This is a genomic window from Psychrobium sp. MM17-31 (assembly GCF_022347785.1).
Taxonomy (GTDB): domain Bacteria; phylum Pseudomonadota; class Gammaproteobacteria; order Enterobacterales; family Psychrobiaceae; genus Psychrobium.
In genome coordinates this window covers 185,037-205,257 of sequence record NZ_JAKRGA010000002.1, presented here as the reverse complement: position 1 = coordinate 205,257, position 20,221 = coordinate 185,037, and the positions used below count along the sequence as shown (strand labels likewise).

The following is a 20,221-nucleotide window of genomic DNA, read 5'->3' as shown; positions in this document are numbered from 1 at the left end:
TAATGTTTGTTGACATATTATGTCTCGCGGTGTAAATATTATTTTGCTTTTTAAGCAAGCTATCAATTTTCTACTATGCTTTGTGTTTGAATAATTTATTGCTTTTTATAACCAAGGATGAAGCAGTGGAACACTGTGTCAAATGACGCTAATTGATAGTTACCTCTCCACTCAATAAAAGGAATTAGGCTATGTTTGAATTTCTCGTCGCAGATATTAACACCCCATTCGCTATCGCCTTAGGAACCGTCCTTATACTTGGGTTACTCGAAGGACTCGGTTTGTTGGTTGGCATGAGTATCATGAGCTTATTCGATCAATTTTCACCCTTTGAAATGGAAGTTGATGTTGAGCTTGAAGCCGAAGTTAGCAGCGGTGGCTTAACCTCTCTAATTGGTTGGCTCTATCTCAATAAACTGCCAATGTTAGTGTGGTTAGTACTGTTCTTATCGAGCTTTGCTATCGCCGGATACACTTTTAATTATCTTAACCTCAATGTGTTATCACTCACGCTGCCTTCATTTGTAGCCTCTTTAACGGCGTTTGTAGCAGCAATTTTCTTAACCCGTGCATTTGGCGCTCCGCTGGCCAGACTGATGCCTAAAAATGAAACCTCAGCGGTATCTTCCAACTCGTTTGCTGGTTTAGTGGCAAAAATTACCATAGGTAAAGCAACTAAAGACTCGCCAGCCGAGGCCGTTTTAACTGATCAATACAATCAGAAACACTATGTGCTGGTGGCACCAGAAACCAGCAATGAAATCTTTGAGCAATCACAACAAGTCGTCTTGGTAGAAAAACAAGAAAAATGTTGGATTGCCGTCAAATTTAACGCTTAAGCGTTGCTAAAACAAAAAGGAAACTCTTTATGGAAGCATTAGATGCAAACACAACTTTTATCCTGATAATGGCGGGTGTCGGCGTTGCCGCGCTGCTAATTATCGGTCTTATTTTTGCCAAACTTTACGTACGTGCAACTAAGGAAATCGCCTTTGTTCGCACGGGTATGGGGGGCGAGAAAGTCGTTAAAGACGGCGGTGCTATCTGCCTACCGGTATTACACGAAACGATTCCTGTAAACATGAATACACTGCGTATCGAAGTTGAAAAAGTGGAAAAAGATTCACTTATCACCAAAGATCGTATGCGTGTTGATGTTAAAGCTGACTTCTATCTGCGCGTTGCTCCAAATGCCGATGGCATCTCGATGGCGGCACAAACCCTTGGTAGCCGTACCATGCGTGTAGAAGAACTTAAAAAGTTAATGGAATCAAAGTTTGTCGATGTACTGCGTACCGTTGCTGCTGAAATGGCAATGACCGAAATGCACGAACAACGCGCCGATTTCGTGCAAAAAGTACAGCAAAATGTCAGTAACGACCTTGAGAAAAATGGCTTAGAGTTAGAGTCGGTATCACTGACTGGATTTGACCAAACTGATCTTGGTTTCTTTAATGAAAACAATGCATTTGACGCCGAAGGTCGTGCTCGTCTTGCGAAAATTATCGAAGAAAAGCGCAAAGAGACTAACGATATCGAGCAAGAAAATCGCATTCAAATTCAGCGTCGTAACCTAGATGCTGAGCGCGATTCTTTAGAAATCGAAAAGGAAGAAGAAGAGCTGCGTATTGCTCAAGAGCAAGTACTTGAATTTAAACGCGTTGAGCAAAAAGCTGAAATTGCGAAAACTCGTGAGTTAAAAGAGCGTGAAGAGCGCGAAGCGCAAATCGCCAAAGAGCAAGCGGTTGAACTGGCTGAAATTCAAAAAGCTCGCGATGTTGAAGCGCGCGAAATCGAAAAACGCACCGCGCTTGAGCGAGCGCGCATTCAACAACAACGCGATGTTGAAGTTTCTGAGCAGGACAAGCAAATTGCCGTAGCAGAGAAATCAGAAGCTGAATCTGCTGCGCGAGCAAAAGCGGCAGAAGCTGAGAAAGAGCGTGTAGAGAAAGAAGAATCGGTAATCACCACACGCCAAGTTGCCGAAGCAAATCGTCGTAAAGAAATCGAAGTTATCGACGCGAAGAAAGAAGCTGAGCGTGAAGCGGTTGGTATTACTGTTCAAGCTGACGCTGAAAAACGTGCCGCGGAAGATAAGGCAAGTGCGGTATTAATTGAAGCAAAGGCAGACGCTGACGCGTTAATGCTAAAAGCTGAAGCAGACGAGCGCATCTTGGCGGTTGAAGCGGCTGGTAAACAAGCACTTTATGAAGCTGAGAACATGCTACGCGACGAGCAAATCGAGCTGCAACGCGCATTAGCAACACTGAAAGTATTACCTGAGATTATCGCTAACTCGGTTAAGCCACTTGAAAATATTGAAGGTATCAAGATTTTACAAGGCTACGGCGCTGGCGCTAAAGGCGACGGTCAAACCATTAGCAGTGCTGGTAATGGCAGCATGGCAGAGCAAGTAACAGCAGCGGCACTTAACTACCGTGCTAACGCGCCATTAGTTGATTCTATGTTGCAAGAGCTTGGATTGGTGGACAAAGAAAATGGTTCGTTAAACGATTTGTTAACGGGTAATAACTCTCTAAATCCTAAAATGCCAACAACGGAATTAAACGACCATGTCGGCAGTGATTTTTCAATGTCAGATAGCGTTGAAGTGTCTAGACCAGAACAAGACTAATTAGTTGTCTTCTAGTCCTAAAAACGCCCTACGGGGCGTTTTTTTATGTTCACGCATGTTTTATTCCTCCTGTAAAACATAGTACCTACATCCTTGTAGGCAACTAAATGGATTTAGGAGTTAGGGCGAAGCAGGAGCCAGAGCCGAGGAAGAACGGTCAAGATTCTAGACTCCTGAAAATCTATGTACTTACATCCTTGTAGGCAATCGAACGGTGTATAATGACTAGCTATAACATCTGCATCAATTGAATGAAGTTACCGCAGGTGTCATCTAATACGGTGATTTTTACTGGCCCTGCTTCTTTTGGGGCAATTGAAAACTCGACACCTAATGCCGACAGGCGTTCATATTCTTTATCGACATCTTCTACTTCAAAAGAGGTCCAAGGGATGCCCGCTTCCTTTAATGATTGTTGATAGACTTTCGCTGGCTCAAACGCCATCGGCTCTAATAGCAACTCAACACCGGACTGGGCAGCAGGTGATACCACAGTAAGCCATTTGTGTTCACCAACAGGCACATCTGTTTTCTTGATAAAGCCAAGTTTGTCGGTGTAAAAGGCGAGGGCTTTGTCTTGGTCGTCAACTGGGACGCTGGTAACGGTAATTTTGATCATGGCGATAAACTCTTCGTGGGTGAATAATAACGCTAGCATACCCAAGGGCAATTAATAAAACTTATTCTAGATTGCTAATTTCTATTGGCAGTATTTTTGATTATTGTGGGGAATCAGGTTCTTGATTGTCACGTGCATACTGTTTCGGTGTGCAGCCGACACACTTTTTAAATACCGATGAGAAGGTGCTAATGCTCTCATAGCCAATATCGAAACACACTTGGGTTATTGGTAGGTCTTGTCTCAATAGTGATTTTGCTTTTTCAATTCGTATATCTCGCAAATAGGCGCGCGGAGTAACACCATAGACTCGTTGAAATACACGCACATAATGAAAGCGAGACATAAAGGCTGATTTAGCTAGTGCATCAAGATCAAGTTGTTCAAAGTGGTGCTGCACCATAAAGGCGCGCGACTGTTTGATGTGCTCATAATGCTCAGCCCGAACTGGCGTCTCATCATAGATGCGATCTATTTGAGCTTCGTAAAAATTTTCCTGTACTTGCGCCATAGACTCTCTAAATAAACCGCGAATTGACTAATCGATTGTATTGTGCGCTCTAACAATTGACTTTTTTACATCAAAAGAATAGATTGCGCTGCTCTGACTTACTCTACAGCATTGCTATTTGATAAGGATATTTATGATTAAGCAGCTTTCTTTCCCTCTATTATTTAGCGCGTTTTTAATTGGATGCGGTGGCTCAGGTTCAAATAGTAATAGTTCATCTGAGCCAACTCCTACACCACCTCCAGTTCAGAGTGTTCCATTAGATACTGCTTTTCATGGTGGATGGAAAATTGGAGATGTAGTCTACACAACTATTTCTAAAGGCGCGATTAATCTATATACCTATGAAGCAGATAGAAGTTGCTATTCATCTGATGTCTTTACGATAGATAAAAGTACCAAAACATCAGCATCACTAATTAATGTTCACACAAATGAAAAGAGCGAGCTTAAGTTTGCGGTTGATTTTGATAAATTGGTTATCGAAGAGGACGGAGTTGCACTTACTTTCGAAGAAGAACGATTTCTTAATCCTGTTCCGGGTTGTGAAAATTCTCAGCAAATAAAAAGTATTGAGGTAGATGTTGAATTAGCTTATTTGCCACCTAAGATTACGCTCAATCGAGATGCTCATAGTACCGGGAGAGTTGAATATGATTACGAAATTATCTTTGATATTAATGAGAACGGAACTCATGATATTGGAGATTTGGCAATAAGAGCGAGCCATTACAAAGGTGAAGGTCACTATCCAAGTAATTATCAGGTTTCAATTACTCGTTTAGGCGGTGATATATGGATGAGATTACCGAATCATCAAGCGGGTACTGAATTTAGTACTACAGGAAGTGAAGCTCATAATTATGTTAACGTAACCCAAAATGAGAATACACTGACGTTTAAGTTTGACGTAACTCAAAATGCGCTCCTAGCACATGTGAATGAAAGTACACCGATTCAAGTTAGTGGCTATATGAGCTATTTAGAGCCTGAATCAACCGTTATTGACGGTTGGCAAGATGGACCATGGAATTGGTCAAGCGAGAAGCATTTTGATTCTTTATTCGAGCAAGATGTGTTTATGCCAATTAATTCGTCTGGCTCTCTCCTTCTCAATGATGCTGAATCAGATTGGGTCTACGGTGAATCACTTTGGGTTGATTTAAAAGCAGTTCAATTTAGGTTTATAAAATAATTCCCTCAATATAGTGCCAAAGTAAGTTTGCCAAGACTAACTTTGGTATCACTTTTCTTCTGATATAAGACACTCTTTGTGGGAGAATCTTGCTTTAAAAACTGAACCATCGGTAATGAAATGACAGGGCGCTTGTTTAAAGCATTTGAACTTGATTTTATAGAGAGATGACGGATTAATACAAACTGAGAGTATATTGCCATGTTGGGTGATTTTGCTAATAGAGCTACTTTTTAATAGTGACTTTTCCCCAGTATCAAAATCGCTATAAAACACAGGAACGCCTTTATCGATTGCTGAGATTAATTGTTTTTGAGTGTTAGGAGCTATATTAACAAAGGTGATTTCTGCTAGGGTTGGGAACGAAATTAGTAATAAAATTATGTATTTCAAAAGTATCAATCCTTTAAATGCGCTTTGTTTGTATTAATTATTCTAGAACTCCGCTTTTGTTATTAGAGTCTTATGTTTAACTCCTTGATTTTAAAAGTAAAAGGTTATTGGTTTACTGTGTTGAGAGCATCTTTTATTCACTCCCAGATACGTTCAACGGTTTCAATATTTCGTGATATGACTTCTCCGTTGAGAATATCGTAAACAACGGCTTCGTATTTTTGACCAGTAACTCCACTTTTATAAACATATACTTTATCCGAAATTCTAAAAGTAATTTTTCCTGAATACCAATTGGCGATGTAATCAGATGTTTCTGTATTGAATAAATTATTTGGATAAATGTATTCTGCACTCCTAAGTTTACGGCGGCTTTTTTCGGCGCATGGATTCTTAACTATGTGAGATAAGTAAAGTTTGTCTTTTCTGATTGTCCAAAGAGCTTTGTAACCACGCCAAGCGGCGGAGCACGTTCTCGAATCAATTTTTTTAACGAGTTCGACAATTTCTGGGTGACTGTCCAACGGAAATTCATCAATGTCGAACCTAGCGCCATCTAGCTCGAGAACTTCTCTAATTTGTTGTGTTGCTGATGCCCCCATGGTTATTAAAGTTAAAAACAATAAAGGAAAGCATCTCAATTTTTTAACAATATTGAGCATAGTTATTTTTCGCGTTTTGTATCTCGTTAGCTAAATGAGTCTCATCACTCGTTTGTTGAGTAAAATTATCCGTGATAAAACATTAAACTAAGAGGAATCGTAAATATTGTCAAAGTATTAGCTGAAACAGTTGTTCGATACGATGTTAACTTATTTAGTATCAACTCTTACGAGTGTGACTCTGCCATACATGCCTCAATCTCCGCAATAGTTCTTGGTGCACGCTCAGTCAGGTTAATAAAACCATCTTCCGTTACTAAAATATCGTCTTCGATGCGTATGGCAATGCCGCGCCATTTTTCGTCTACTTTATCGCAATCTGCCGGAATGTAGACGCCGGGCTCTATGGTGAACACCATATTGGGTTCTAATACCGTCCATTCGTCTGAGCTTGGCAGTTGATATGAGCCCACATCATGAACGTGCAACCCCATCCAGTGGCCGGTTTTATGGACGGTGAATTCGCGTTGTGCTTCGTTGGCGAGGATGTCTTCTATATCGCCGCTTAAGATACCTAAATCTAACAGGCCTTGGGCTAGCACGCGTTGGTTAGCTTCAAACAGCGTATTCCATTTTGCGCCGGGTTTTACTAGCGAAATTGAAGCGTCTAATGCGTTTAACACGATTTGATAAAGTGCTGCTTGGGCGTCGCTAAATTTGCCATTAACGGGGAAGGTACGAGAAATATCAGCGGTGTAGTGTTGGTATTCGCCGCCTAAATCGGTCAACACCATATCACCATCTTTGCATAGCTGATTGTTATCTTCATAATGCAGACAAATACCATTGTTGCCACTGGCGACTATGTTGCCGTAACCCACGCTATCACAGCCATAATCGCTGATGGTGCGGTTAAAGGTTGCGCTTAATACTCGTTCGTTAATATCAGGTGCGCACGCTTTCATCACTGCGATATGGCCGTTGATGGACGCCTCGGCGGCTTGTTTGATGAGAGAAAGCTCGTGCTCGTCTTTAATCACGCGCATCTGAGCAATCATTGGCGATAATTGATGGATTGAACGATAAACTTTAACACTGTCAAAAGCGTGATCCGGTTGTCTCGCCGTGAGCCAATGACCAAGTTGGTTATGAAAGCGGCCGTGATTATCACTGATGTAAAGTTTGTGGCGCTTTTCAAATAGGCTAATGATTGTTCCTTCAAATTCACTAATATCGATGGCCTTGTCAACGCTGTGATTTTGCTCTAGTCCTTTTAGACCTGCGCGTGCGCCAAATTGCACTTCTTGATAGCTGTCATTATCGCGGGCAAACATCACGTATGGCGTATCGTGACCGGGGCGAATGACACACACACAATCAGGTTCGTTAAAGCCTGTTAGGTAGTAAAAGTCGTTGTCTTGGTGAAATGGATAGCTAATGTTGAGATTGCGAACTTGTTCAATGTTGCCAACGATAATGGCGACAGAATCGCTGTCTAGTTGGCTAGCAAGTTGTAATCGGCGCAAGGCATAAGGCGTCATGGCTATTCTCTAATTATTGATATTGAAGGTACTTTTTATTAATGGCGCTTGTGCTTTCACACAATAATTACTTTTTGTAATATTGAGCAACCAACATTGCCGCGGCTAAATCTTCTAGTGCGTGGCCAACAGATTTAAACAGGGTAATTTGTTGGTCGTTATCACGGCCACTGTGGGTGCCATTACTTAGCTCAAATAGGTCAGCTTTAAGATCATCAATACTAATAATACCGTTGTCTAGTGGTTCTTTAATATCACCGGTTTCTTTAGTCGCGCCAGGGCGATGATCGACAAATATTTCACAGCGTTTTACGACGTCGTCATCAGCTTCGCGCATATCAGGTCGATATGACCCCACAAGATCAACATGTTGGCCTTCAGTTAGCCATTCGCCTTTAATAAGTGGCGTTTGACTTAAGGTGGCGACACTGATGATGTCGGCATTTTTAACCCCTTGCTCGATAGAGTCGATAATCTCGAAGGTTAGGTTAAGATCTTGTACTTGATCGATAACTGCTTGAGCTTTTGCTTTACTGCGTCCCCAAACTGTTACATGGGTAATTGGACGAACGGCGTGATGCGCACGAATGAGTTTCGAAGAAAGTGCTCCCGTACCCACCATAAATAGGCGGCTTGCATCTTCTCGAGCTAGAAAGCTAGCAGCAAGTGCTGATGCTGCTGCGGTGCGATTACTGGTAAGGGTTGGCGCGTCCATCATAAACTCAGGCGTGCCAGTGTGGAGATCCATTAATAAATAAATGCCTTGAATAGCGGGTAAGTTAACTTGCGCATTGTCCGGTGCAACCGTTACCATTTTTACCCCTGCTTTTTCACCTGCTTGCCATGCTGGCATTAGTAGTAAAGTGGTTTCGCGTGAGGCATTAGGATTAGCCATGTCGTGGTGATGGCGCATTGGGGTCGTGATGTCGCTACAAAAAGCATCTTTTAGTGCCTTAATTAATGCTGGGAAGTTAAGTGCGCTTTGTACTTGTTGTGCATCTAGATGGATCATAATTAGGTCTCAAATGAAATTTGTATACAATATATCATGGCTGTTTTGCTAATTGCTACGCTATTTTAAACTGAAAATTTTGCTTGCTAGATGCCTGTTTCAAGTGCTTGATTGTGCTAGACTAGCGCGTCTTTTCATTTTATAGAGTAATAATTGTGTCGAATCAATCAGGTGTCACTAAGGCCGTATTTTTAGATCGCGATGGTGTTATCAATATCGATACTGGCTATGTAAGTCACAGCGATGATTTTGAGTTTATCGAAGGTGTTATCGATGCCTGTAAAGCGCTAAAAGAAAAAGGTTATGCGCTGGTGGTTATTACTAATCAATCGGGCATTGCACGCGGCTATTTCTCTGAAGATGAATTTATGACGCTTACCGAGTGGATGGATTGGTCACTCGCCGATAAGGGCGTCGATTTGGACGGGATTTATTTTTGTCCGCACCATCCTGAAAAAGGAATTGGTGAATTTAAACAAGATTGTAACTGCCGCAAGCCCGAGCCGGGAATGATTTTAAGCGCGCAGCGTCATTTGAATATCGATTTATCGCAATCGTTTTTAGTGGGCGATAAATTATCTGATTTACAAGCGGGAAAAAATGCGGGTATTGGCACTAATATTTTGGTGCGCACTGGTAAAGTGGTTACTGACGAAGCCGCAGCAGCTGCTGATCACGTGGTTGATAGTTTGGTTAACGTGGTTGAATTGGTTTAAAGCGTTTTCTTTCTGATTTCGTGAATTGTTTTTAATGCTTGTCGGGTCTTGTACTGGAATCTTTTTAACGGGTAACCATTATGACTGACAAGCAGTTTCAGCTTATTGTTAAATCTCTATTGGCACTTAGTTTTTTGCTATTGGGCCTATCTTTCTTCCTTGGTCAAAATGCACGAGCCATTGAAGCCACTTTTAGTTTTTATTCATTAACTTCACTATTTGAGACGCCTGTACTGGGTAAAATCGCGGGTGCGACCTTGATTGCTGTCGCCATTGCTATTCTAACGCCACATGAGCGGGCTAAAACTCTCGCATTCTGGGGTATGATGCTTATTGCTGCTGTGCCTTTGCTAACACTACTAAGTGAAACGCGATGGGTTGCTGTTCACGGTGGCTTTCCTGTAATTGGCTCTGGTCAGGGCATTATTAAGTATTTCGCTATCTTGCCGTTGGCGTTTTATTTGTTTAAACCACAGGCATTGACCGAGCGTCAACAAGCATGGTTTAACTGGGCGACGATGGCAATGGTGTTATTTTGGATTGGTGGTGTTAAGTTTTTTGAATACGAAGCCAAAGCGATTGAAGGATTATTAGTTAATTCACCATTAATGTCATGGTTGTATGACGTGTTCTCATTGCAAGGGGCATCAAACGCCATCGGTAGTTACGATATTGCTTTTGCGTTATTGTTAGCGCTAGGAATGGTGTTAGGTAATAAGAAAATTATGTGGACTGCTGGCATAGCTTGTGGCGCCGTATTTGGTATGACGCAAACTTTCTTAATCACCTCAGGTGGTTTCGATGCTAATACTGTAATCAATGGCTTAGGTCAGTTTGTGATTAAAGATTTATGGTACATCGCTAACCTTGTAGTTATTGCACAGTTTTTAGCAATGCCTAAACGCATTTCAGTATAAAACGTTTAGTTAAACTAAAAATGAAACCAGCCCGCGTGTTGCGGGCTTTTTTCGTAACTAAGCACTTTAATCTTACATTTTGTGATAGTGGTAGTATGATGGAGGCAATAAAAACACTTACCTTAAGTAAGGCTTAAGTTTATGAAGTTTAATGTACTTAGCCCTTTAACTGTCTTAATTGCAGCAATTATTAGTGTGGCGTCTAGCGAGTTTATCGATATTTCATCCACGCTTGTTATTATGGGCTTTTTGATATTGGGCTGTGGTGTGACTTTGTATTACAGTACGGCAACCTCGTTGATCAAGACGAGTCTCTTTTGGCAATTGTTGAGTATTGCTATGACAACGCCTTTGGTTAGTCATTTTATTAGTATTAGCTATGATATTCCTCGGTTAGCACTGGAATCAATGTTACTGATACATTATCTGGTTTTGGCTATTGCTATTGAGTTTATCCCGCGAAGACAAGAGCACGAAGTTACGACTTTGCTAAGCCCCGTATTTGCAATGCTAATTTTTGTTGCGATGTTATTTGGCTACTTTGTGTTGATTCCACTCGAGTACTCTCAAGAGCCTGCGCAAACCGCAATTTCTTCCGAATATTTCCACAATATTGTAGTCAGTTTGTTGTTTGGCAGGTTGTTACAACACGCTATCAATAGTCGATTCGATGTACATGCTAAGGCGTTGTCTTTTTCTTTGTTAGCCATTGGCCTATCTTGGCTAAATTGCTATGGCGATCATAAACTTCATGCAGGGGAAGGCGAAGTAGTAATTCCTTTGGTGATGGTGGCACTGTGGTCGCTAGTTGCTTTTTATTATCGACGTTTTGCAATAAATAAGAAAAACAGTATTGCACCAAGTAGTCCAAATCTTTATGCATATGCCAACACTAATATTATGGCCATGACTGTTTTATTAGCGTTGTTTCAAGGTATAGGAATTGTGGAGCAACCCGCCTATATGGTGAGCGAGCTATTGCAATCTATTATCGTGGTTTTATGGTTTATCTGTGCTGCGTTCCTGATTAGCTCAAATAGCTTCAGCATGGCAAAGAGCGCAAATATTTTTCGCACCAATTCGCAACGTACTAGTGAATTACTCGCAACTAAGACTGCGGAAATAAAAACGCTGGAAGCGCACATTATCAATAGTGAAGATACTGCAATTGTCAGTGTGTCAAACAATGCGATCTTGACGGTTGATACGCAAGGAATCTGTTTATCGGCTAATCCAGCTGCAAGTCAAATGTTCCAATGTCTGCCGACACAGCTGGTGGGTATGAATGTTAAGTCGCTATTTGATGAACATGACGAAATGCATTATTTCTTCGACTTTCAGAGTCATGTTTATTCGCTCAAACGCAACCTTGATGGCATTAGTAAAGAAAGCGTTGCATTGCGATCTGATCAGCATAAATTTCCAGTGCAGGTGGCGATGCAATGGGCAGAGCGAAACGCTGAGCCGCTAATCGTTATGACGTTTTTTAATTTGACGGAGCGCAAACGACGAGAGCGCGAAAGCTTAGAATTAAAAGATAAGTTTATTGCTAATATTTCTCATGAGTTTAGAACGCCACTAACAATCATTAATGGCATTCTCGATCGCTATTGCGCTCAAGGAAACAGCGGGCAAGCGAAAGAAATGCAAGTTGCTAAACGCAATGGTATGAGGTTGGTGACTATGGTGGAGCAGTTACTCGAACTGTCGCGCCTGAGAGACAACCCCCAGTTAACGTTACACCACTATCGCCTATCTACATTAATGGCGATCCCTGTTGAATCCTTTGAACGTTTAGCATCGCAACATAATTTGAATTTAAGTGTCGCTGTCGATGATGAGTTATGGATTGAATGTGATGCGCAAGCTTTTGAAAAAATAGTGTTTAACTTAGTGTCTAACGCAATTAAATATACCCCTAGTGGCGGAGAAATATCGATAGTGACACATCGAGAGCACGACTCAGTGGTATTAGATGTAATCGATAATGGTGTGGGAATTAGCGATGAATCGCAAGCCAAGATCTTTGAACGTTTTCAACGTGCTACAGATGAAAAGAGCGCGACATTTGGTGTTGGTATAGGGTTATCTCTCGTTCATGAGTTAGTGAACGCTCACGGTTGGCAAGTGATTGTGAATAGCCAGCTTGGCGCTGGTAGCAAGTTTAGTGTGTCTATGCCGTTGGCGGAAGCTAAATCACAAGAGCAATTTGTCGATGCGAATCTGTTACAAAGGGACCTATCACCGCTCTTTGTAGAGCCACAAAGTGTTCACGCTAAACAGCAAGCTCATTCGCATAAGGTTGTGCTAGTCATAGAAGATAACCTAGATATGCAATCGCACATAAAACAAGTGATCGAGCAACAACACCATTGTATGCTGGCGGGCAGTGGAGAAGTTGGATTGGAATTAGCCAAAACCTATTTACCGGATTTAATCGTCTGTGATTTGATGCTAACTGGGATCGATGGTTTTGAAGTACTAAATGAGATCAAAGCTGATAGTCTAACCGCACATATTCCGGTGATTCTGTTAACCGCGCGCTCTGATCTCGAATCTAAATTAAAGGGACTTAACCTGAGTGCCGATGATTACTTGGCGAAACCCTTCCAACATAATGAGCTATTAACGCGAATTCAAAACCTAATAGATAATCGCGCGTTGCTGCAACAAACCTTTAAGCGTCAGTTTGACGAGCAGCAACAAGAAGTGAGACGGGAAGACTTACAGCACAGTGTTGAGCAGGAATTTGTCGATACTAATCAGCCGTCGCAGCAAGATAAGTTTATTAGTCGTCTTAAAGAAGTGGTAACACAGCATCATAGCGACCCTATGCTAGATGTTAATTTTATTGCTAAAGAGATGGCAATGAGTGAGCGTCAGTTGCAGCGTAAAGTAAAGGCTATCTTAGGCACTACACTAAGCCAGTTTATTCGCGAGGTTAGATTGTATAAGGCAAAAGCCATGCTAGCACAGGGGCAACAAATTTCCCGTATCGCACTAGACGTAGGATTTTCATCACAAACGTATTTTGGTCGCTGCTTCAAGGAGACATTTGATATGACGCCTAAACAATATCAGCAGGAACAACTTCGCGAAGCAGAATAAAGATACTCAAGTTTCTAAGTTGACCTGAGTATCAATTAATTTGTTAATTGTATTTACATCGCACAGCATCGAATAGCGCTTGCTTGTCTTTGCTTTGTAGTAAACGTAAGTAATCAAATGGCTGAGATTTGGGGCTATAAAGCCCTAACCAGCTTAACTCTAAGTCGCCGTCGACGATATCACCAGCAAGTTCAGTTAATACATTTATTTGATCCCAATTGAGCGCTATTGGATTTTCCACATCAAATGGATAAAAGGTATAGCTCACTGCGGGTGTTGTGCTGTTGGAAAATAGTTCATTAAGCCGCTGGCTGAGTCGTTGAGCAAGTTCTCGGGCGTTATCATCTTTTTCATAGCCAATAATGATAAAGCTGTCTTGTGACCACTTAACAAGTAAATCGTCGGTATTGCGGCTGTATGACAATAATTCCGATACTGCAAGCAGTTGCGCGCTATGTTCTGGCTTGAGTTTGACCATTACAGTGTATAAGCGCGGCAGTAATTGACGCTGTATCGGTAAGATATTGCGATGGAACTGCGCTAGTAACTTGGTGGATTGTTCGATGTAAATGTCGAGATAGGTGCGACTATAGAGCCCCGTTTTCTCATCTATCGTAGATAGCGCTTCTAGCTGTTTATTTGCTGCTGCTAGCTCATCATTTTTCTGGACAAATTTTTCAGTCTTTTCTTTGACTAGTAATGCCAGCTCTTGTTTTTTCTGTTGTTCTATTTGTACTTTGCGATTGATAAAACGTGTGTAACTCAGTAATACGACAACGATTACTAGCGTGTAAATTAAATAAGCCCACCAAGTGTTCCACGGCGCTGAATTCACCGTGATATGTAAGTTAATTTGTGGCTGGCTCCAAGCTATTCCATCGCTGGTGGCCATCACTTGAAATTGATAGTCGCCGTGGGGCAAGTTGGTATAGGTAGCTCTTCGCGATGCGCCAGCATCTATCCATTCTTTGTCAAAGCCAAGTAAACGGTATTTATACCGTGTCGTGCTGGGCTCGCTATAGTTCAACCCGACATAATTGAATGAAATCAAACGTTCATCATAATCAAATGTCAGTTGTCTAACCTGATGCAGCGATCGATCGAGTTTGATAGATTCGTTAAGGGAAAAAATATCTACTAATTGGATATTTGGAACTTCACGGGGTGGATTAGTCTGGCTGGGATCTATGCCAACAAAGCCTTTCGATGAGCCAAAATACAGCGTTTTATTGCGACTGCGAAACGCCGAGCCATGATTGTATTCAAGATCTTCGAGGCCATGGCTGGCGTCGAAATGCTGAATAACTTTGGTATGAGGTGTATAACTGGAAATCCCACGGTTTGAGCTAAACCACATTTTGCCATGGCGATCTTGGTTAATGGCGTAAATAGTTCGGCTCTTAAGACCGTCTTTAACCCCGATGTGTTGGAATTGATAGCGTTGTTGTTTGATGTTGTCCGCGCTTAGTATATTCACCCCTGACGATTGGGTACCAACCCACAAATTATTGCTGTCATCGACGTGTAAAATCCAGGCGAGATTGCTACTAATACTAGTTGCATCATTGTCGTCATGCAGCAGATGAGTAAAGGTTTCGGTCTGGGGATCGAATTTATTTAAGCCGCCGCCATAGGTTGCCAACCAAATATTGCCGAGCGCATCTTCTTGAATTTGCAAAATGTGATTTGAACTTGGTCCTTTGTTTGTATCATCATCTCGCTTGATATAGCGAGTTACACTGCCGTCCTGATTAAGTCGATTGAGTCCCTGATGATAGGTAGCGATCCACATTTGACCGTATTGGTCCTTATAGATATCGGTAATGCTGTTGGCAGAAATAGTATTGCTATCAGTCGTAGAATGGACGTATTTATTGATGGTACCGTCAGCAATAGTAAGCCGGTATGCCCCCTTGGTTCGAGTCCCTACCCATAAGTATTCGCCATCGCTAAATAAGGTCATAATCCGCATATCTTTAAAATATTCAGAAATCGGCAATTGGCTGATGCCATTATCGCTCAGTGATAATGCGAATAGCCCTGAACTGTAGGTGCTAAATACTAAACGTTGGGCATTGTCTTGAGCGAATCCAGTAACGATATCTTCAGCAAGTTGTGGATAAAGGGCTGCGTTATACTGATTGAAGGTTGTCATTAGTGGATCCCAGCGATTGACACCAGAATAGGTGCCTATCCACATCATGTTGTCGCTATCTTCGTAGAAACTTAAAACAAAATCATTGTTTAGGCTATACGGATTATTGGTATGTCGATAAGCATTGAATGTACTCGATTCATTACTTTTCACTAAGAAACCTTGATCGGTTGCGACCCATAGCTGCTTACTGCTATCTTCAAAAATATCTTCAATATTGTTGCTTGAAATATCAAATGCTTTAGGGGCTGAGTGATAGTAATGGCGCTCAACATCGCCGTTTTTATTTAACTGAAATAGTCCATTTTCCAGTGTGCCAATCCAGATATTTTCACGGTTGTCTTGTCGCATACTGCTAATAAGCTTGGCTGTTTCGTTTGGCTTATTTGATAATGGTAATGAAGTGTGACGGAGAAATTGTCCTTCGACTGAGAATATTGAGATGCCACCGCCACTAGTGCCAACCCAAATTTCTTGGGCGCTAGTTTCTGTTAGGCTAGTAATGATGTTTGTTGATAGTGATTTGCGGTTACCGAGCTGTTGATAAAATTGTTCAATAACGTAAGAATCATCATGCTTAGTTATCTTATTAAGGCCACTTTCGGTCCCTGCCCATATATTTCCTTGGCTGTCTTGCAGCAATGCATTGACGTTATCATTACTCAGTGCATGCTCAGATAATGAAGTATTTAAGTGTATAAAGGTGTCAGAAGCTTCTTGATATATGCTTATGCCGCCGCCGCGTGTAGCTACCCATAACTGACCTTGTTTGTCGATTAACAAAGCACTAATTGTATCAGCGCTGAGTGAGTCGGGTTGTTGGGCGTCGTGATGATAGCTTTTAAAATCGTAACCATCGAATCGATGAAGACCGTCTTGGGTACCAAACCACATAAAGCCTTGACGATCCTGAATCATGCTTTTTACATATTGATATGACAGTGGATTGGTCGAGGGGAAACTTTTTAGGAATCGCTTATCGGCGAGTGTATTAAAGGATGTGAAAAAGCATAGAGCAACTAATAAGACACGTAAAAGCACTAGAAAATTATCCTAATAAAGGCGGTAACACATTGATGAGTATAAAGGATATTATTGGTAGGTAATAGCCACCCGAAGGTGGCTATTGACGTTGATTATTCTTGAGCTACCCAGCGGTTGATACCGATAGGTGCGTTAGGGTCAATATCGGCACTTGTGCGCCAAATAAAACCATCGGTGTCTACGTTAGTTCGCCAAATAAAACCATCTGTTTCGAATTCACTGCGCCATAGCAGTTCACTGCTACTGTCAAACGATGTACGCCAAATAAAGCCATCAATGTCGAAGTTGGTGCGCCAGATAAATCCATCAACGTCAAAATTAGTTCGCCAAATGAATCCGTCGCCACTGAGCTCTTTTTGCGCGACATTCCACGTGTATAGTGAGTCTGAATCTTTGATGGCGATATTGCCGTTTTCGTCAATAAACGCAGGACCTACATAGTGTTGCTCGCCAGCAATATCTTTAGCGATATCCATAGTTGAAGACGGGCAATGCGTCGAATTAGCTAGTGCATCGTTAACGTTGATGATACCAGCGCCTTGCTGAAATACGCTATAAGCAAGTGAACCGTTCGCATTTACTGCTGGTCGTGCGCTGTTCATTAAACGACACTTTACTTGATCTGGTGTTAATTCTGGTTGCTGACTTAACAGCAGCGCTACGGCGCCTGAAACAACACCCGCTGCTTGTGAGGTGCCAGACATTTCAAAATAACGACCGCCATCGTGATATTCAGGATGTTCGGTAACTATAGTGGTGTCAAAGGCCATTAGCCCAGAAACGTGACCACCTGGTGCAACGATTTCTGGTTTGATAAAGCCTTCAATAGTTGGTCCTGCCGAGCTGAAAGTTGCTAGCTTGTCGTCAGTCTTATCGCTTGGCGTGTAATTATCTGTCATCGCACCAACGGTAATAATGTATGGCACGTTGCCTGGCACGCCAATTGTCATTGGCTGAGGACCTGTATTACCCGCTGAAGCGACAACAACAATACCCGCTTGCCACGCTTTCATCACAGTTTGATTAAGTGGATCTTGCCAATAATGAGATTGAGCAGGACCACTAAATGACATATTTAATACGCGAAGATTAATGACATCTTTAATATCGATTGCCCAAGCAATACCGCGAATAACATCGGCGTAAGTTGATTTACCTTCACTGTCAAAGGCTTTTATACCAACAAGTGCAGCGTTAGGCGCAATGCCGTAGATTTTACCATTGATATCAAAATCACTATTTACTGCGAGACTGGCAACATGAGTGCCATGACCATTTTGTTCACGCTCGAAGTTGTGTACTGTGTTGTTTATCGCGTCGTAAGTACCCCATACCTTGTCGCGTCCGCGTAAGTCTGTTGCTAATCCTGCTAACTGATCTAAGCCAGTATCTAGCACACCAATGGTGACATTATCACCATAAATCTTATTAGCGTGTACTTTATCGGCTTCGATTAATTGTGAAGCATCGGCTTTAGGTTGCCAGCGTCTTTTTCCTTTGGCCCAGCCAGCAAGTGTCACTGTCGCATTGGGAGTTATGGTCACGCCTGAAAGCTCGCGAATTGTTTCTAGTTGCTGTTGATTAAGTGTCAGTGCATAGGCATTAATTATCGATAAGTCATGGCTTGGCAAAAGGTCTAAGTCCACCATGATTTCTTGTAGTGCTGCTTTATTTTTTGTTTGTACGATATAAGAGTGAGATTGCTGAGCAGCCTCGTTTGGCGATGACGAAAATTGGCTAATTGAATAAACGGCAATCGTTACCACTGCAATTACCGATGTAGTTTTAATCCAGTTTAGTGACATGGAGCTCTCCAATAGGTGGTGAGAATAAAGTAATTTATTGGCTCGCTTAATGGCGTGCTCATATTTTCACACGATATTAACATTGCTGGCTAACATGCCTAGTAAAAAGCTGTCAAAAACTCGTATTTTTCCGACATTAATGTATTTGAAAAATGAAGTTGGTGAGCATTACTTTGTTATTAATCAATGGTTTATTTGTGTTTCTTTATGTTTGGAAACCTTTGCTTATGCAGTAAGTCCTTGATAAGTATTGTGTTGTAGTCGCTTTGTTGTTTTACGACGGATTTGTGTGAATTTCTGACGTTTAAGTGCTAGCGGATGAAGGTTGTATTTAACATTCTATTAACGTCATTACACACATCGAATCCGCAAATGGTATTCGAACAATAATAATAACAATAGGAGAGTTTCCTTTGAGTATTTCAACCAAACTAGTAACAGCAACTGCACTATTAGCAATGATGAACCCAGTAAGTGCAGCAGTAAAAGAAAAGGTTAACGGATTAGCTAAAGGTCATGATGTTAAAGCTGCATTAAAAATGAATGGCAATGCCAGCTTCAAAAAAATTAAATCGCTTAAAACAGTAAAAGGCACTAACAAGGCTCGTATGCAGCAACACTACATGGGCGTGCCAGTATATGGTCAAAACTTAGTCGCTGAGACAAACGATTTCGGTGAATTGATGTCGATGTCTGGTGATGTGGTGCGCGATATCAACTTAGCGTCTGTTGAACCAAGTATTTCTGCTAAAGAAGCAGAGCGTTTAGTTAAAAAGCAAAATGGTCATGGCACAAGCACTAAGGTAAAGCATCCGTCTTCTGAATTAGTAATTATTAATAAAGACGGCAAAGCGATGCTGGCTTATAAAGTAAGTTATTTTGCCGACCACGCTGATACTCCGTCTCGTCCGTTTGCTTTAGTTGATGCTCACTCAGGTGAGATCATCGAGAGCCACAATGCTTTAACAACCAAAAAAGGCGGTGGCAAACCAGGTGGTGGCGGTACTGTCACTACAACACCATTTTTAGCGACAGGCCCTGGTGGTAATACTAAAACTGGCCAGTACCAATACGGCAGTGATTTCGCGGCAATGAAAGTTGGTGAAGCTAGTGGTACTTGTTACATGGAAAATGACAACGTGCGTACTATTAACATGAACAATCGTACTCGTGGCGGTAGCGTGCACTCATTTACATGTCCTGAGAATACGTTTAAATCAATCAACGGTAGTTATGCGCCATTAAATGATGCTCACGCATTTGGTAACGCAATTTTCGATATGTACAGCGATTGGTACAACACAGCTCCACTGAGCTTTAAACTAGAAATGCGTGTTCACTATGGCCGTAGCTATGAAAACGCATTCTGGGATGGCCGTGCTATGTCATTTGGTGACGGTGGTTCAACCTTCTTCCCACTAGTTAGCTTAGACGTATCTGCACACGAAGTAAGCCATGGTGTAACCGAGCAAAACTCAGGTCTACAATACTCTTCGCAATCAGGTGGCATGAATGAAGCCTTCTCTGATATGGCGGGTGAAGCTGCTGAGTCTTACATGTTAGGCAGCAACGACTGGAAAGTTGGTGAGCAAATCTTTAAAGGCAATGGTGCATTGCGTTACATGGATAACCCAACGCTTGACGGCCGTTCAATTGACCACGCATCTGACTTTACGAGTTCAATGGATGTTCACTACAGCTCAGGTGTATACAATAAAGCATTCTACCTATTAGCAACTTCTCAAGGTTGGACTGTTCGCGATGCATTTGGTGTGTTCTTACGTGCTAACCAAATCTACTGGAGTGCAACATCGACCTTCGATCAAGGTGCTTGTGGCGTTGAATCAGCAGCAGCTGATCTAGGCCGTAGTGTGAGCGATGTTACCGCAGCATTTAGTGCGGTAGGCGTTAGCTGTCAGTAAGCTGATGTTTAATAGTAAAAGCCAGCTTTGAGCTGGCTTTTTTATT

General features: G+C 41.8%; 14 protein-coding genes. 7 read left to right on the top strand and 7 right to left on the bottom strand.

Annotated features, from left to right (window positions below; translation table 11 throughout):
• The first annotated feature begins 191 nt into the window (after positions 1-191).
• Positions 192-839: a YqiJ family protein gene (locus MHM98_RS05365; protein WP_239438248.1), complete on the top strand. Its 648-nt coding sequence runs from the start codon at positions 192-194 to the stop codon at positions 837-839.
• Between the two features lie 29 nt (positions 840-868).
• A complete protein-coding gene (locus tag MHM98_RS05360) occupies positions 869-2,635 on the top strand; it encodes a flotillin domain-containing protein (protein WP_239438247.1) in 1,767 nt (588 codons plus the stop codon).
• Between the two features lie 229 nt (positions 2,636-2,864).
• Here the strand turns inward: MHM98_RS05360 and MHM98_RS05355 are convergent, their stop codons facing one another.
• Both MHM98_RS05355 and MHM98_RS05350 read right to left on the bottom strand, forming a co-directional pair.
• On the bottom strand, positions 2,865-3,293 hold the full coding sequence (locus tag MHM98_RS05355; RefSeq protein ID WP_275441422.1) for a VOC family protein: 429 nt from the start codon (positions 3,291-3,293) through the stop codon (positions 2,865-2,867).
• 61 nt (positions 3,294-3,354) lie between these two features.
• Complete coding sequence (locus MHM98_RS05350) at positions 3,355-3,765, bottom strand: AraC family transcriptional regulator (RefSeq protein ID WP_239438246.1); 411 nt, start codon at positions 3,763-3,765, stop codon at positions 3,355-3,357.
• A gap of 133 nt (positions 3,766-3,898) precedes the next feature.
• Between MHM98_RS05350 and MHM98_RS05345 the strand changes: the two genes are divergently transcribed.
• Positions 3,899-4,960: a hypothetical protein gene (locus MHM98_RS05345; protein WP_239438245.1), complete on the top strand. Its 1,062-nt coding sequence runs from the start codon at positions 3,899-3,901 to the stop codon at positions 4,958-4,960.
• Between the two features lie 530 nt (positions 4,961-5,490).
• Here MHM98_RS05345 and MHM98_RS05340 read toward each other — a convergent pair.
• The 3 genes from MHM98_RS05340 to MHM98_RS05330 form a co-directional block, all read right to left on the bottom strand.
• The gene (locus MHM98_RS05340; RefSeq protein WP_239438244.1) at positions 5,491-6,015 is read right to left on the bottom strand and encodes a hypothetical protein; all 525 of its coding nucleotides are present in this window, start codon (positions 6,013-6,015) and stop codon (positions 5,491-5,493) included.
• Between the two features lie 167 nt (positions 6,016-6,182).
• The gene (locus MHM98_RS05335; RefSeq protein WP_239438243.1) at positions 6,183-7,496 is read right to left on the bottom strand and encodes an aminopeptidase P family protein; all 1,314 of its coding nucleotides are present in this window, start codon (positions 7,494-7,496) and stop codon (positions 6,183-6,185) included.
• Between the two features lie 67 nt (positions 7,497-7,563).
• A complete protein-coding gene (locus MHM98_RS05330) occupies positions 7,564-8,508 on the bottom strand; it encodes an ornithine cyclodeaminase family protein (protein WP_239438242.1) in 945 nt (314 codons plus the stop codon).
• Between the two features lie 155 nt (positions 8,509-8,663).
• Between MHM98_RS05330 and gmhB the strand changes: the two genes are divergently transcribed.
• The 3 genes from gmhB (at position 8,664) to MHM98_RS05315 (ending at position 13,249) form a co-directional block, all read left to right on the top strand.
• The gene (gene gmhB, locus MHM98_RS05325; protein ID WP_239438241.1) at positions 8,664-9,224 is read left to right on the top strand and encodes a D-glycero-beta-D-manno-heptose 1,7-bisphosphate 7-phosphatase; all 561 of its coding nucleotides are present in this window, start codon (positions 8,664-8,666) and stop codon (positions 9,222-9,224) included.
• A gap of 80 nt (positions 9,225-9,304) precedes the next feature.
• Positions 9,305-10,141 carry a DUF417 family protein gene (locus tag MHM98_RS05320; RefSeq protein ID WP_239438240.1) on the top strand — a complete coding sequence of 279 codons (837 nt, stop codon included), beginning with the start codon at positions 9,305-9,307 and terminating at the stop codon, positions 10,139-10,141.
• A 141-nt stretch (positions 10,142-10,282) separates the two neighbouring features.
• The gene (locus MHM98_RS05315) at positions 10,283-13,249 is read left to right on the top strand and encodes an ATP-binding protein (protein ID WP_239438239.1); all 2,967 of its coding nucleotides are present in this window, start codon (positions 10,283-10,285) and stop codon (positions 13,247-13,249) included.
• A 43-nt stretch (positions 13,250-13,292) separates the two neighbouring features.
• On the opposite strand, the gene MHM98_RS05310 is transcribed toward MHM98_RS05315, so the two are convergent.
• Positions 13,293-16,445, bottom strand: coding sequence for a two-component regulator propeller domain-containing protein (locus tag MHM98_RS05310; protein ID WP_343229206.1), 3,153 nt, complete (start codon positions 16,443-16,445; stop codon positions 13,293-13,295).
• 95 nt (positions 16,446-16,540) lie between these two features.
• The gene (locus MHM98_RS05305) at positions 16,541-18,253 is read right to left on the bottom strand and encodes a S8 family peptidase (RefSeq protein WP_239438237.1); all 1,713 of its coding nucleotides are present in this window, start codon (positions 18,251-18,253) and stop codon (positions 16,541-16,543) included.
• Between the two features lie 413 nt (positions 18,254-18,666).
• On the opposite strand from MHM98_RS05305, the gene MHM98_RS05300 reads away from it, so the two are divergent.
• Complete coding sequence (locus tag MHM98_RS05300) at positions 18,667-20,175, top strand: M4 family metallopeptidase (RefSeq protein ID WP_239438236.1); 1,509 nt, start codon at positions 18,667-18,669, stop codon at positions 20,173-20,175.
• Positions 20,176-20,221: the final 46 nt, after the last annotated feature.